A 15,914-nucleotide genomic window follows, 5' to 3' on the forward strand; every position below is an offset into this window, starting at 1 on the left:
TGAGGTGCTAGTTGACTCACTGCCACTCAATGAAGTACTGCCGCTCTTGCTTGTAGATTCACTCAAGCTATCACTTGCACTTACAGAGTCACTCTTAGTAGAATCGCTTTCGCTCATTGAGGTGCTAGTTGACTCACTGCCACTCAATGAAGTACTGCCGCTCTTGCTTGTAGATTCACTCAAGCTATCACTTGTACTTAATGAATCGCTTTTAGTTGAATTACTTTCACTCATCGAAGTACTGGTAGATTCACTGCCACTTAAGGAAGCACTGTCGCTCTTACTATTAGAAGTACTTTGGCTATCGCTCGTGCTTAATGAGTCACTCTTAGTTGAGTTACTTTCGCTCATTGAGGTACTGGTTGATTCGCTACCACTTAGTGAAGCAGAGTCACTCTTGCTTGTGGATTCACTATCACTCAATGAAACAGAATCACTCTTACTTGTAGAAGCACTCAAGCTATCGCTCGTGCTTAATGAGTCACTCTTAGTGGAATCACTTTCACTAATTGAAGTACTGGTTGATTCACTATCACTTAAGGAAGCGCTGCCACTCTTGCTAGTAGAAGTGCTGTGGCTGTCACTCATACTTACAGAGTCACTCTTACTTGTAGAGTTTTCATCGCTAGTACTAGTGGATTTGCTTTCGCTTGTCGAGTTACTCAAGCTATCACTTGTGCTAATGGAGTCACTCTTAGTGGAGTCACTTTCACTGATTGAAGTGCTTGCTGATTCACTGTCGCTTAACGAAGTACTGCCACTCTTGCTAGTAGATTCGCTTAAGCTGTCACTAGTACTTACGGAATCACTATCACTCATCGAAGTACTAGTTGACTCACTACCACTCAATGAGGTACTGCCGCTCGTACTTGTAGAATTACTTAGTCTGTCACTAGTACTTACGGAATCACTCTCGCTCATTGAAGTGCTAGTAGATTCACTGCCACTCAATGAAGTACTGCCACTCTTGCTTGTGGATTCGCTTAGGCTGTCGCTAGTACTTAACGAATCACTCTTACTTGTGGAGTTTTCATCGCTAGTACTAGTGGATTTGCTTTCGCTTGTCGAGTTACTCAAGCTGTCGCTAGTGCTCAATGAAACAGAATCGCTCTTGCTTGTGGATTCACTTAAACTATCACTTGTGGAAGTACTTTGACTGCCACTTGTACTCATCGAGTTTCTCAGGCTATCACTGGTTGATTCACTACCACTTACTGATAAGCTGGCGCTGGTACTAATTGATTCACTGCCACTAGTACTCAATGAAGCACTATCACTATCGCTTGTTGAAATGCTTTGGCTATCACTGGTACTTAACGAATCACTCTTACTTGTGGAGTTTTCATCGCTAGTACTAGTCGATTCACTATCACTCAATGAAACAGAGTCGCTCTTACTTGTAGATTCACTCAAACTATCACTAGTACTTATGGAGTCACTCTTTGTAGAATCGCTTTCGCTCATTGAGGTGCTCTTTGATTCACTGTCGCTTAGTGAAGTACTACCGCTCTTGCTTGTGGATTCACTTGCGCTTAATGAATCACTCTTGGTTGAGTTGCTTTCGCTCACTGAAGTACTAGTTGATTCACTTTCACTTAAGGAAGTGCTATCACTCTTGCTAGTAGAAGTGCTCTGACTGTCACTAATACTTACGGAGTCACTCTTGGCTGAATTGCTTTCACTCATTGAAGTGCTATTTGATTTACTGTCGCTTAACGAAGTACTGCCGCTCTTGCTTGTAGATTCGCTTAAGCTATCACTGGTACTTAAGGAATCACTCTTACTTGTGGATTCACTTAAACTATTGCTTGTACTTATAGAGTCGCTCTTGCTTGTGGACTCACTCAAGCTATCACTAGTACTTACAGATTCACTCTTACTAGTTGAATTGCTTAGGCTGTCGCTTGTACTTACAGAGTCGCTGCCACTCTTACTGGTAGAGTTACTCAAACTGTCAATTGTTGAGTTACTTTCACTTACTGAAGTACTATCACTATTGCTAGTGGAGCCGCTTAAGCTACCACTAGTTGAGTTGCTCAAACTATCGATCTTGCTAGTTGAATTGCTTAAACTATTACTCTTACTGGTAATCTCACTTGTAGAAGTACTATTGCTTTCACTAGTACTTACCGAAGTACTATTACTTTCACTAGTCATTTCGGTAATAGATCCAAATTGAAGATAGTTTGGTTGATTTTGACCATTTAATAAATCATAAATTTCTTGTCGATCTTGATAATGATTAGTAATCGTCGCAACATTTTCAACCTTACCATCTTTACCAATGTCAAAAGTCATTGAATCAGCTGGTGAATCAAGAACTGAAGGAAAATATGAATTCCCAATTTTTACTGTGGCATTTAGAACACTAAACTTAGTTCCAGAACTAGCAATTAAACTTTTAGCATTGGTATTACCCGTTAAATCAAATACAGCATTCTCGGGATCGTCAATGTTAATTGTGCCATTTTTCCCACCATTATTTAATAATACGACTTGTTGGTTACCTGTTGCCACTAATGATAGTTGTCCATTACCTTGAACAGTTACATCTCCGCCATTGTTAAAGTACAGTAGACCTTGACCATAATTAACCGTTTTCCCAGATTGATTATAAGTAATATTGAAACTTGCACCATTACTGATTAAAACATTAGAGCCACTATCAAGGAAAACCAATCCTGACTTAGAAGAACTACCCGGATTAATATTTCCATTAGCAATAACGTTCATAGAGCCGTTATCATTAATTTCGGTATTTCCACGGGAATATATAGCACCAACTCGAGAATTAGAAGATGTATTACCGTTTAAAGTAATGTTTAAAGTGGCACCCTTGTCGATATTAATATTTCCGCCATTAGTGGTAATCCCATAAACCGTTCCATTAATACTGTTTTCATTGGAACCACCATTATTGTTAGGAATTAAGGTAACAGTTGCCCCATCTTCTAATGTGAAATCACCATTGGTGGAACTACCCTTACTTAATTCGATAACATTATCACTATAACTAGTTCCAGTGAAATTGGAGTTAGCGCCAAAGGTAATTGAACCAGCTTCAATTACCTGTTGACTACCAGCTTTCGTTTGAATTGGGGTATTAGAAAATTTATTAGTGTAAGAAGGAACCGACTGAGCGGTAACGTTACCGTAGATCGTAACGTCAGTAGGACCACCAGAACCATTTCTTCCGTAAATAAACTGAGCACCAGTGTAATTGACATTATTAACAATGTATGTGGTTGATTGACTCATAAAACCATACCAACATTGGCCATAAATGTCTAAATTGTCATATTCAACGGTCGTATTATTAACGTTACCGCTCCAATCATTAAAGGTATAACCCCTTAAATCAATCGTGTAATGGTGCCCGGCAGCTGAACCAATCTTTAAATTACGTGGGTTGTTGACCGTTACGACAACTTCTTGCCCACTACTAAAGTTCTTCAAATCAGCAAAATTAATATCATTATCAATGACAATGTTAGTAGCGGTACCATATCTTAAAGCATTGTATAATTCATCTGCAGTTGCCACATGAACCGTTGTGGTATCTTGTTGTGATGCTAGTACCACGTTCGGATTAGCGACTGGTTGCTTCTCATTGGTTGAATTTTGGGCACTAGTAGATTGTTGGTCAATCTGGCTAGTGGAAGTACTGTTGCTTTCTGACGTTGATGTCGAAACGTTTTGACTGGTTGATTCACTGTTGTTAGCCAAGACGTTTTCACTGTCAGATAGAACGTTATCAGCCAAAGTTGAAGTACTGTTAGCATCGCTATTCTTATTGCCACTTAAGTCCTTGATATTAACGGACATGTTGTTATTTTCACCAATGGTACTTAGGGCTGCCAAAGTACTATTATTAGGTGTCAAACCGTTGGCTAAACCAACACTAATGACTTGGTTTTGTGAATCAACGGTAACGGTAGCGTCGTTTGGCACAACGGCCTTAACTTGGTTATAAACATCTTGGTTAGTTGTCTCACTTGCTTTAGTGGAATCATTCATCTTACTAATGCTACTGCTGTCACTGTTAAGCTGCGGCGCAGCCGTGATTGACTGACTGTTGTCTAAGGCCTTGTTAATAGTTGACTCACTATTAAGCTGTGAGCCTGATTGTAAGACTGATGGCTTAAGTTGATCACTAATCGTTTGACTATCAGCTGAAGTTGAGTCAACTGAGCTAGTACTGGTAGAACCTACTGCTTTACCATTAGTATCAGCCTTAATTGACTCACTGTCAGAACTAGGAACAGCCTTAGTAGTGTTAGAGTTCTGTTCGGATTGATTCTCAGTCTTAGTCTGACTGTTGGCCGTCGTCGAACCAGAATCGGAACTAACCTTGTTTTCACTAGTGGAATTAGCAGCGGTCATGGAAGCTGACGTAGACGTTGACAAAGCTTCACTCATACTAGTGGAGATCTGGTCAATCTTAGCTTGCGAATCCACCTGACTCCCGGCTGCAGAAGACGTGGTTTGTGACGTTGATGAAATTGTTGCGGAGTTTTTATTCGGTAAAACATCCGCATCCTTATTTTCTTTACTAGTATTATTACCACTTGTCGTAACTGAATTAGCTGAAACAGAAGCAATTCCAATGTTAGCACCCAGTAATCCACCAATTAGTGAAATTCCGGCAACCATCCATTGTTTACCAGCTTTATACATTTTGTAATGCGTTCTAGCATCATCTCTTAGTGCTAGACGAATGTTTTGCTTTTTATTTCCTTTTCCTCTCATAAGATCTTTCCCCCTTAAATTTGTGAATAATCTAAATTGAGATGGTCTTACTATATATCCAAATGAAATTATTTAGCCCATATTCCCAATAATGGGACGATTTTTTCACTAAATAACCAAATTTTATTTAAATAAACAAAAACAGCTGAATTTGCCGTCAATCCAGTCGTTTTCGTCTCACTTAATATTCACTTTTAATGAACTTTTGGATTCCTTTCCAATAGTCATTTTCATAATTAAAAACGGACTTACTTTGTAAAATTTGTTGTGAAAATTCTGGACAAGTAACCTGATTGGTTATTAAACTATAAGTTTGCTCGTAACAGTTATACAGATGACCATCCATGGAACCAGATCCACTTGTATTAATTGCTTGATAAACCTGCTTTAAAAATTTAATTGCTTGATCTGATTGTCGGTTAAGGCAAAAATTAATCACAAAATCAATCGCAAAGCCCCAGTAAACGTATATTCGGTCTAAATCAGTGCTCTTTAATCCGCTTAAGACCTTCTGTAATACCAGAAAGTCACTATCAATTTTTTTCTTTGGAAATAGTGAGCGCTTCAAATTCAGGTCCAAAACGTTTAAATAAATATCAAAATCAGTTAGGTCATCACAATCTTTAAAGTACTTCTCGTTACTTTTAAAGAACGTGGACACATCCGGCTTTTGTCGCTCCGCAATTTGACTAATGATCTTAGTGTACGTATAGACCTTAAAAAAGGGCGATGCTAGCTGTAACCGGTACTTATCGAGATTATTTAAAATCACTTGAAGTTTACTAGGACTGTAGTCATAAGTATCATAAAAAGAAGCGAGGGCCAGTGTATCGATTAATTCATCCGTTGACGGAGTTAATAATGCCAGAAATTCTTCATCAGAAATTCCCAATAATTTTTTAATTCCAAAAATATATTCAAATGGGATATCAATCTCATAATTAATCCAACGATAGTAACGTGAAGTACTTAAACCCACTCGATCTAAAAATGAACTTATTTTCACTTTATGTTGCTGAATCAATTCAGCAATTTTCCCCCGGTCCATACTAACGGCAGCGACACTATTTTGTGGAATTTCTTTATTTCGACAATGCAGATCGACATAATATGCGACTCCTAATGAAGGAAGATTCATTTTTATTACCCCGCTAAAGCTATAAAACTATAGACCAGACTAAGAATCACCACGAATACCATAATCACTGAAACAATAATCATAATTACTTTCCCGGTGCTTTTAGTATCCGAAGCATCAACAACGTATTTTTTCTCTTCATCAAACCGTAATCTAATATCCTGCTGCAACTCTTTCAATTTAATTTTTGGCATTTTATCACCTGCTTTAAAAACTAATCCACTACTACTTTTTTCGTCGGAACACCTTTTTCCTTTAATTCCTCTAAGAATTTCTCGTTCATATGCACGTCTTGGATGTAGGAAATTTCATCCGTCAAAATATCCAACAAATTTTGCTTAACGTTGCCGTCATCATTAAGGGGCGATTCATCCAAATAGAGGGTGTTATGCGATTTAGACTGCGATAACGCCCACAATTCCACTCCCATGTAACTAATGCCGACTGAATCTTTTGGCGTTAAGTATTTTCCAACCGTATCGGCATAAAATTCATCCAAATTTCTAAACTGTTTTTGGGTCTTTAACGAACCAAAATCTTCAACGGTCACCCAATTTAGCTGCTTTTTGTAAAAATAGAAACACAACGCTGGGACGCCGGCATCATTATAAAAATCGATCCGTTGGGGCTGCCCTTTGGTGTAGATGATGTTGCTGAACTTCTTGCCGTCACTGGCGAATTCTTCGATGTAGTCTAATTCGTCATTTGGGAAAACGTAATCAACCTCTTTAACGTGGCGGCGCGTGTTCGGCCACAAGATGACGTGCCCAATTGGATTACCATTTACGATGATATTAATCGTGAAATCAGCGTTCATATAGATCTCGGCCCCATCAACCGTGGGCACCCGGTTAAAAAACAAAAACGCTTTGGGATCCATATCTAATGTTCGACCAGTAATATAATCGACAACGTTAAAACCACTGATTTGATTTGTTAGTAGGGAATCACGAAAATTAGAGGCTGGCGCTAGCGTAATCACCTGGCCCTTCCTCTTTTGAATTCGGTCTCGTTGGTGTTGCCAAATTGGATTTTGGTCGTTTATTTTATTGGTTAGTTCGTAATGCATCAACAAACTCCTTCCATTTATTCGCAATGACATGATTTTGAAAGGGAGCCATCGAACTGACGGTGGCCCTTTGGACTTTTCCATAATCGGACTTTAATAACCGGTTAATCCCCTTCGCCAAACTATTCACATCAAAATCCACGTTTTTATCGCCCCGTTTGAAATCTTGTAAAAATCCATTGACCCCATCTTTTATCATTTCCATCGCGCCAAAACGGGCTTTGTAGGCAATTACTGGTAATCCGGCACTTAACGCTTCCACCGTGGTTAACCCAAATCCTTCTGAAAATGATGCTGAGACAAAGGCATCATATTTGGGATAAATATCATCTAAATGATGGGATAGCCCCTTTAATTTAATGTAGTCTTCCGCTTTTTCTTTTTTGATGGTTTTCTCAATCAAACCCTTCTCACCACCGGCACCGTAGATATCTAAAGAAACTGCAGTCCCTTGTTTATGTACCTTAGCAACTGCAAGTACTAACATATCAATGTGCTTTTCCCCAGCTAATCGCGAAGCAGTAATTAATTTGAGCGAATGCAATTTTTTAGCTCGCTGTTTTGGTCTGGTTTTGCCAGTCCCTTTGTCATCCACGCCACCAACTGGGATGGTAGTAAATTTCTCTTTTTGATTCGGAAAATCCTTCACTAGATCATCAGTTTGCATTTTGGTGGCACTGATAATGCTGTCGATATTATCAAGGTGCGTTAACGAATATTCGTAGTAGTTATTCCACAGTGGGTAACGGGGATCGTTGCGATCGGACAAATGATCCGCATGGACCACTTCCACCACTTTACTTTGGGGCATCTTGGGATAGAGTAAGGCCGCTTCACTCTCTTCGCCACGATCCAAAAACCAATTGTTAGAGTGGTTGTAGGCCCGATCCACTTGTTCAAAAAAGTAGCGCTGCAATTGAACTTCATTTGCAAAATAGAACTGCTTGCCATCCTGATTGAAGAGGTGAATATTTTTGATCAGAGTCTCTTTATGACCGTTATCATAAAAGTCAAACGTGACCTTTTTCTCGCCCGTCTTACTGGAGTAAATTTCAATCTTAGACAGACTCATAATTAACAAGTCATGTTTTTTATTAGGAAACTTCACCATGGTTTCAATAATCTTCATCCCCGAAGTCGTCTGGATTTTCAGCATGCGGGTGGTGTTGGTACCATCAATCACCGTTTCGTGTTGATATGGATAGAACTTTTTGACCCCATGCCGTAAATAATCATTTCCTAGCACAAAATATTCGTACATATTGATAACTTGGTCATTTCTTAGATTCCAGGTATCCATGGCCTCGTGTAAATTGTTAATTAATTGCACAAAAATATACCGATATGGCAGTTCCATTTCATCAAAACGGCGTGCTCGATAAAACTGCGCATGTTCCACTCCAGAATTACCAATTCCCATGGCACGATTAATAAAAAAATTCATTGGTTGTTTCCTTTTTACTTGTTCTTTCATCATTTCATTCCTTTACTTGGTTAATTTTAGAAAGAGGATAGCCGTATGGTCTGACCTCGGTTGCCATTTTTTTCAGCTGCTCATCTTGATTAATGGCCTCAAACAACTTCTTCATCGCGGCATCAGCTTTATCTTGATCATTAATTTCACCAGTAGAAAGCCGACAAAAGATTTGGGCCCGATTCGTTTTAACGGGAACCGTCCAACTCCCGGAATCACGGCGTCCAAGGTAGATATCGAGCTTCTTAGCGTTCGGATATATAAACTTGGTTAACTTCAAATTGGGGCTCACTTTAAAATTCAGATCCTTAAAATTATCGGCTTCGCCTAATATGAGGTATCTAAACGTGATTGACTGATTTGCTTTCACCACCAACGAGATTTTGTACTCGGAAGCGTGTTCTGGATACTCAAAGTCGCCCTCATGTCCGTTGATGATAATTTCCTTCATAAAATCATGGGATTGATCGTAGATTGTGACTTTAAAATAAACCGAGTCAACTGGTTTCGCCGTATAATCACTAACGATGTGATATTTGTGATTTCCAAGTAAGATTGGCAACTCGCCTTGCATTCGCACGTCCTGAAAATTCATTTGTGAGTTCCAGGTATAAATGCTAGTGCCTGGAGACAATAATGGAGATGAATAAGTTACTTCAGTTGGTGAGTATGTGACTTGAGCTCCATATCGCTCCATTGGATTAAGATATCTTCCCCACGTTAAAACGGTCATTGCTTCCAATTTCTTAACTCCTATCAAACTTTTCCTGCATCAGATTATGGTATTGTCTGACAAACCAATTTACGATCCCGTTGGTGTCATCATTATGGCGCCCGATTAACCCCTTACTGATCACCTTTACGGCCTGCTCCTGCTGCTTGAAATAATTAAACAGCTCACCATAGGCCTCTTTGTCGTAATCATCCTGTTTCATATAAGCGACGGCAAAAATGGTTTTGGAAAAGTCACCGGTCTTAAAATGATTCCAAAAGTATTGATTAAAATGCTTTTGGGCCGTTTCATCGGTCTTGCCTTCGTGCGTTAGTAACAAATCCAGCGAGGTCAAAAAATCAAAGGGGCGGTGCAAGCAGGAGTTTTTAGCGATTGTCCCCAAATTTACGAGGGGTTTTCCCACAATCACGGCGGCAGGCTTTAGGTCAGTTGCGTAGTATAAAGCTGCCGTCGTCCCCATTGAGATTCCCGATAAAACCAGGTCATCGCTAGAAAAATGTAACTTTTCCAGGCACTTTTTAATTGTTATAATTAGTTGTTGTTCCAGTTCTTTACTGCCAATGTAGAAGGAACCACCCTCCATCCGCTCATCGGCAATCAACAAATAGGGCGAGGAGCTAATGTTACTCATCATCCGACCTCCTTCAAATCCCTCAGCGGTTCGGTATCCACTGAAGTAGACGTTTAGGGGCGGTTTTAAATCACCGGGATTAAAATAGGCGGCAATCTCGCCCTTATAATTCTGCTGGTCAGTCAACGTTTTTGAGCCCACCATGTAAGTTCCCAGATTTCGCCGGCGTCTTCTGACGTGAATTCTCCTTAGCGTAAACGACTCAATTGCACCCTTTAAAAACACCGAAACGTACAAATTAGAACGTTGTTTAGGCGTCTGATAGGTAAAGGGTTGGTCTAGGTCGGATCCGGAAACGGTGTACTGTTTAATAACGTTGTCGGTTCGAGCGTCTAAAAAATATAATTTAAACGTCACCTTCCCTGACCCTTGTAGTTTATATTCGGGCCAAAACTCCATTAAGGTGTTGGTATCTTGTTCGAGGGTCATTTGAAAATTAATGGCTTGAACCTGATGCGACAACGTCAAGTGGTCAAAACTGACCTGACCCGAACCGGTTTGGGTGGTGTGAGGCAGTAATTCGGACATAATCTCAACCTTGTCCTTATTCAATCGACTACCAAACTGACCACCAAAATAGACTTGTTCAATTAATTTAGTTACTTCATCAGAATCAGTTAAATTGACACTTTGTGCATTTTTATAGTTGAGGGTCTTCTCAATTTCATCAGAAAAATTATCGCCCTGCTGGTAAATAATGTTATTAGCGGGAAGCACCTTAATTAACTTCGGCATGATATAAACCAGCGATTGTTTGCCTAGGATAAAAAGCGTATTGCTGTACTTGGGATTCAACTTTTCGTCATCTAAGATGGTTTGTTGCATCTCAAAGACATCCTTAGGATCGTCCAGTGAAAAATACTGATACTTAAAGTTGTCATCTAACGTTTTATTTAAATTTAGCTTTTGACCACCTAGTTGGATGAGTCCCTTTTTAGCCATGAACTTCACCTCATTTCTTTAAAAATGGCCTTGATTCTGGCGACAATCTCCTCGCTAGAAAACCTTTCGATTTTGCTAATATTGGCAACCAATGACTGGTTCCAACGGTCCAAATTATCCAAAAAGTAATTAACCGCTTTGACGAGGCGTAAATCATCGTTAATGATGATTCCATTTTCATCATCAGTTACATAACCAGTTTGAACCGTGTTGATCTGAGGAATGCCAGCGCTAATCGCACTAATCTGCAGATAGGGACTTGGCAAGCGATCCAAATCAACCAGAATACGAGCCTTGTGAATATTTTGCTGGTAGAAGGCTGGGTCCTGATTAGAGTAAATCTGAATCCGATCTAAAGCTTCACTGGCACCAACTAATTTTTCCCAGTTAGCTTGCTGCTCCTTTGCCTTCGCCTTTTTTCGTAGTTTGGACGTTAATTCATGCTCTTTTTTTAGCTTCAGGTACTTTCTGACCCACAAAAACTCGGCTGATTTTAAGGAAACCCCAAAATACGTTTCAATTTCCGTCGTTATTTCTTGTTCGAGGGTCTTACGCATGTGTTCGTCATTCACGTCAAAAACAATGGCCTTGTCCTTACCTTCACTAACCACGCGCAACATCTTATTTGCTAAACGTCTCACGGTCCTTTCGGGCATTTCGTTAATTTTCCAAAAAATAATTTGTTGCGCCATGCTGTTACTAATCCCCAAGTTGAGGTGAGCAGCGTAGGGCGAAACGACCCTTACATTTAAAGGATGTTCCTGATCCTGCCAAGTGCGCTTGATTTTATCGGCAATTAGTTGATTGGGCACCAGAATGGCACTGTTCTTGCCAGCTAACTGGGCTAGAGCTGCTTGATTAATCAAGGTTTGATCGGTTAAAAAACTACTAACTTGATACTCACTTTGTAACTGGTGAGTCAGAGTCAGGCTATCACTAGTCGGATTGTCAATGATTTGAATCCCATCATTGGTTTTGACCTGATTAAAATAGTTTTTAGAAACTTCACTAATTAAATCCGTTAAATTGGGATAATGGGAATGCGCGAAGTGCTTTTGAAAGGGCTCTTCAATCTGGACGTAATCATCATGATTGTGAGCAATGGTTAAGACCACCTCCGAAAGCGGATTATACAATTGGGTTTGTTTTAGAACTCCCTGATCGTAGATGCCTCTTCGAGATAGAAAACCGCGCGAATCAAAATAATCCACCGCAGTCAACTGACCATCCTGATAGTATTCAATGGTACTTAAGACTTTCTCAGCAAAATAGTTGGCCTTCGCATACAACTGATCGTCTCTTAAGAACTGAATTCCACGTGGTGAGTAGACCCGTTCTAAATCACTTGGCAGTGGAATATCCTCAATCGCAAGTGGCTTGCCAATCTTGATGTGCACATCCTGAATTTCATCTAACGCCTGCCAGTACGGAGTGTTCAGCAACCCATACTCGTTTAATTGGTACGTCAGCATGGGCAAAAAACTGTTGGTGACTAACGTACAGTCTTCGTCATTATCCTGAAAAATCGCCAGCTGACTAATTATCGTGTTGTAGCCCAGTTGCAGCGTGTAGGGATGCCAATTAGGGATAAAATAAACCATACATCCTCCTAATAATTAAAAAATGCGATAACGATATTTATAGATTAGTGCCCGAACTTCCTGGGAAATGCTGTCTAAGATGGTAATTAAAATAAACAATGACCCAAATAAAAATGAGAAGTTAGTCACAATCGGAAAATACAAACCGATTACTAGTGGCACTAAGGCGATCAGCAGCACGTAAATGGTGCCTAAAAAGGACATAATGTTAACCTGTCCGGTCAGATACCGCTCCGTTTCTTTGCCGGGAGCAAGGTTAAAAATATAGTCGCCACTCTCTTTTAATGATTTGGCAATGATGTTGGGTTGAAAGTTCACAAACGCAAATAGATAACTTAAAATCACGATGATGAGCCCGTAAGAAACGATTCCCTCCCAGGTATGGTAGGAAAATAAAAGTGAAATTATTTTACTAATTTGAGCGTCGACCTTTAAATTCGACACCACTAACAACGGAATCGAAAATAACGATAGGGCAAACATGAAGGGCATGGCGCCTGAGACTAAGACCTTAATCGGAATATACGAATCGGTCAGAAAACTGTTCACTCCAATCCGTTCAACGGGAATACGGTATTCAGCCTCATTGACAAAGACCGTGACGTAGACAAAGCCTATGACAATGATGGCGATGACGATCCATCCCAGAACGGAAAAATTCAGTGGCTTTTTTAACCCCGAATCTAAAATCGTGGGGAGATTTTTGACCAGTCCCGGAATGATAAAGATACTGACTCCACCAATCCCTAAGTCCTTATTGACATCCGCCAGCCAGACAATCAGCATTGATCCGGCTAATAGGACGGTGAAGATGAACCAGAAGAAGGTTTCATCGTTAAATCCCAGGGTCTCTGGTTGATAACGAAGAAATAATTTGGCCATCGCTAACGACTGGAGCGCCGCTAGCACAAAGGTGATTCCCTTTTGCCAGTACCCCGTTGTCTTTTGCGACATTCGACTCGTAGTCTTGTCATCAACGGTTGTAACAACCTGCCACACGATTAGCGCCGTCATGTACGGCCCTAATCCCAAGGCAAATAAACTGGGAACGGTAATTTGACTACCAAAGTTACTAGAAATTAAATTGATATAGGCATTTTGATCTAACGCGCTAGCATAATTTTTTAATTGAAACCCTGGAATTAGGATTAATCCACCTAGTTCAAACAAAGCCAACAAAAAGATTGTAAATGATCCCCGTTTTAACAATTGCCTCACTAAAAAATCTCCTTTTAAACTTATACAAAAATCAAATCAATGGTTCCGTCGTCTTTTTGCACAATTTCCGATAATAATATGTTTCTGAGTACTAATAGATAGATTCGTTCGCGCATATTGTGAAAAGCCCGGCGCGCTTCGGTTTGATATTCATAAATGGGGTTATGTTGACCCCAGTTCCGGCTGCTAACCGCTAACTTCAACTGTTCCAACGCATCCACCTGGTCGATCCACATCGTATCGATTGATTTTAATAACACTAGTCGTTTGTACTCTAATAACTGATCATCATTTTTAAATTGCTGATAAACCTGCCGTTTTTTGTTATCAATCATCTTTAACAACTGGGCTTTTAAACGCTTTTTGTTTCGCCATTGATTCTTTAATTCGTTTTTATTCGGTAAAAACGAATAATCGATATTGTTATAAATGAAGTTGGTGATATCAAAGTAGTTTTTCCACTGCGGCAAATAATGATCGATGCACGAATTAATCGCCGTATCAATATAAGGATCCAAATCATTCGTTCGCATGGCTGCGTTCCGGGTCTTATAGAGACAATTGCGTTGGGCCTTGACCACTTCGTCAAATTTCAAAATGTTTTGGCGGTCGGAAATTTCACTATTCTTCTGGGTTCCCTGCGATTGATTAATGATGTTCTTAATCCGAGGCTTCTTTAAAGCGCTCGTAACGTGATGTTTCACTAATTTTTCCCGGTACTTTTTGACCCACTTGGGAGCATTTTCGGTCACGATTTTATCCTCTAGTGAGACGTAAAACTTCGTATCACCAGGTTCACCCTGCCGACCGGCACGACCACGCAACTGGTTGTCAATTCGTAAAGAAGACATTCGTTCAGTGCCGAGCACAAATAAACCACCATTTTTAATGGCCTGATCCGAGAGCTTAATGTCAGTTCCCCGACCTGCCATTGAAGTCGCTACGGTAATCGAGTCCGTCTTACCGGCAGCGGCAATGATCCGACTCTCCTTAGGAGCACTATTGGCGTTTAACACGTTGTGTGGAATTCCTAGTGACAATAAGATGTGTGAATATAACTTTGACATTGAGACCGACCCCGTCTCAATCAGGATGGGTCGATGCAACGCCCGCATCTTCTGGACCTCTTTTAGTGAAGCCGTGATCTTATCCTCGTTGGTCGCATAAATCTGATCAGGGTGGTCCTTTCGCATGATTTTCTCATTAGTCGGAATGACAAACGTGTTTAACCGATAAGTTTCACGAAATTCGTCAGCGTCGGTCTTGGCCGTTCCGGTCATCCCAGAAAGTCGGGTAAATAGCCGAAATAAGTTTTGGTAGGTAATACTAGCTAAGGCACGACTATCATCACTGATTTTGACGTGTTCTTTCGCTTCCAAAGCCTGGTGAAGGCCGGATTGTAGTTTGGTGCCGTACAATTTCCGTCCGTTCATCTTATCCAGTAGAACAATCTCGTTGTTTTCCACTACATAGTTACGATTTCTGACAAACAGGCACTTCGCCTTCAGTGCCAAATTCAGGTGCTGGTATAATTCATGGGCCTTGGGTGCAAGTAAATCGGAAACTCCGGCGTACTCTTCTAAGTTATCGATCCCCGTTTCAGTGAGCCAGACCTTTTTGCCATCCTCTGATTTTTGAAAGTCAACGTCTTCTTCGAGCTGCTGAATCATGTTTTCACACAGCTCATACAAGTTTGATTGCACGTTGGGTGCACCAGAGACAATCAAAGGCGTTTGGGCCTGGTCCAATAAAATGGAATCAATCTCATCAATTAAGGCAAATTCCAGGTGCTTAATGTGCTGGTTTTCGGGCTTAATCGCTAAATTGTCAAACAAGTAATCAAATCCCAAACTACTGTGGGTGGTGTAGACGATGTCTGAACTGTAGATCTTTTTTAAATTCCGACTGGCATCGTCATCATCTTCTTCTGGCACTCCACTAGCAATCGTCAAACCCAGCCAACGGTAGACTTGACCGATTTCTTTAGCGTCACGTCTGGCTAAGTACGAATTCGCCGTGATTAAAAAGACCCCTTTGCCCTCTAATCCATGTAGATACATGGGCATCGTCGCGGTTAACGTTTTCCCTTCACCGGTTTTCATTTCGGCAATGTTACCAAAGTTTAAAACGACGGCACCTAAAATTTGCGTATAATATGGCGCCAATCCTAAGACGCGGCGGTCCGCTTCACACACGGTCGCGTAAGCTTCCACAATCAAACTATCAAGCTTAGCGCCATTTTTTAATTGGGCCCTTAGGTACTTTGTCTGTTGCTTCAATCTCGCATCGGAAAAATACTTAAGTTCATTGACGCGCTTTTGCACCTTTAGAGCGATTTTTTTATATTTATGCATTAATT

At 40.4% G+C, this 15,914-nt stretch carries 10 protein-coding genes; all 10 read right to left on the reverse strand.

Annotated elements, in window-relative coordinates:
* Positions 1-4,749 (reverse strand): KxYKxGKxW signal peptide domain-containing protein (locus tag AC6UD1_RS05385; protein ID WP_500707476.1); only part of this gene is annotated, 4,749 nt, incomplete at its 3' end.
* A 181-nt stretch (positions 4,750-4,930) separates the two neighbouring features.
* Positions 4,931-5,887, reverse strand: a complete 957-nt coding sequence (locus AC6UD1_RS05390) for a helix-turn-helix domain-containing protein (RefSeq protein ID WP_500707477.1) — start codon at positions 5,885-5,887, stop codon at positions 4,931-4,933.
* A gap of 5 nt (positions 5,888-5,892) precedes the next feature.
* The gene (locus AC6UD1_RS05395) at positions 5,893-6,081 is read right to left on the reverse strand and encodes a hypothetical protein (RefSeq protein ID WP_500694576.1); all 189 of its coding nucleotides are present in this window, start codon (positions 6,079-6,081) and stop codon (positions 5,893-5,895) included.
* Between the two features lie 20 nt (positions 6,082-6,101).
* Entirely contained in the window at positions 6,102-6,956 is an 855-nt protein-coding gene (locus AC6UD1_RS05400; protein ID WP_500707478.1) for a hypothetical protein, read from the reverse strand.
* Positions 6,934-8,400: a glycosyltransferase gene (locus AC6UD1_RS05405; protein ID WP_500706342.1), complete on the reverse strand. Its 1,467-nt coding sequence runs from the start codon at positions 8,398-8,400 to the stop codon at positions 6,934-6,936. Before AC6UD1_RS05405 ends, AC6UD1_RS05400 begins: the two co-directional genes overlap by 23 nt.
* Positions 8,401-8,434: 34 nt before the next feature.
* Complete coding sequence (asp3, locus tag AC6UD1_RS05410) at positions 8,435-9,163, reverse strand: accessory Sec system protein Asp3 (RefSeq protein ID WP_500707573.1); 729 nt, start codon at positions 9,161-9,163, stop codon at positions 8,435-8,437.
* Between the two features lie 13 nt (positions 9,164-9,176).
* Positions 9,177-10,736: an accessory Sec system protein Asp2 gene (asp2, locus tag AC6UD1_RS05415; RefSeq protein WP_500707479.1), complete on the reverse strand. Its 1,560-nt coding sequence runs from the start codon at positions 10,734-10,736 to the stop codon at positions 9,177-9,179.
* Positions 10,737-10,741: 5 nt separating this feature from the next.
* Positions 10,742-12,337: an accessory Sec system protein Asp1 gene (gene asp1, locus AC6UD1_RS05420; protein WP_500707480.1), complete on the reverse strand. Its 1,596-nt coding sequence runs from the start codon at positions 12,335-12,337 to the stop codon at positions 10,742-10,744.
* A gap of 15 nt (positions 12,338-12,352) precedes the next feature.
* Positions 12,353-13,555: a SecY family transport protein gene (locus AC6UD1_RS05425; protein WP_500707481.1), complete on the reverse strand. Its 1,203-nt coding sequence runs from the start codon at positions 13,553-13,555 to the stop codon at positions 12,353-12,355.
* A 20-nt stretch (positions 13,556-13,575) separates the two neighbouring features.
* Complete coding sequence (gene secA2 / locus AC6UD1_RS05430) at positions 13,576-15,909, reverse strand: accessory Sec system translocase SecA2 (RefSeq protein WP_500707482.1); 2,334 nt, start codon at positions 15,907-15,909, stop codon at positions 13,576-13,578.
* Positions 15,910-15,914: the final 5 nt, after the last annotated feature.

It is taken from the genome of Fructilactobacillus sp. X8R1C1, assembly GCF_059900945.1.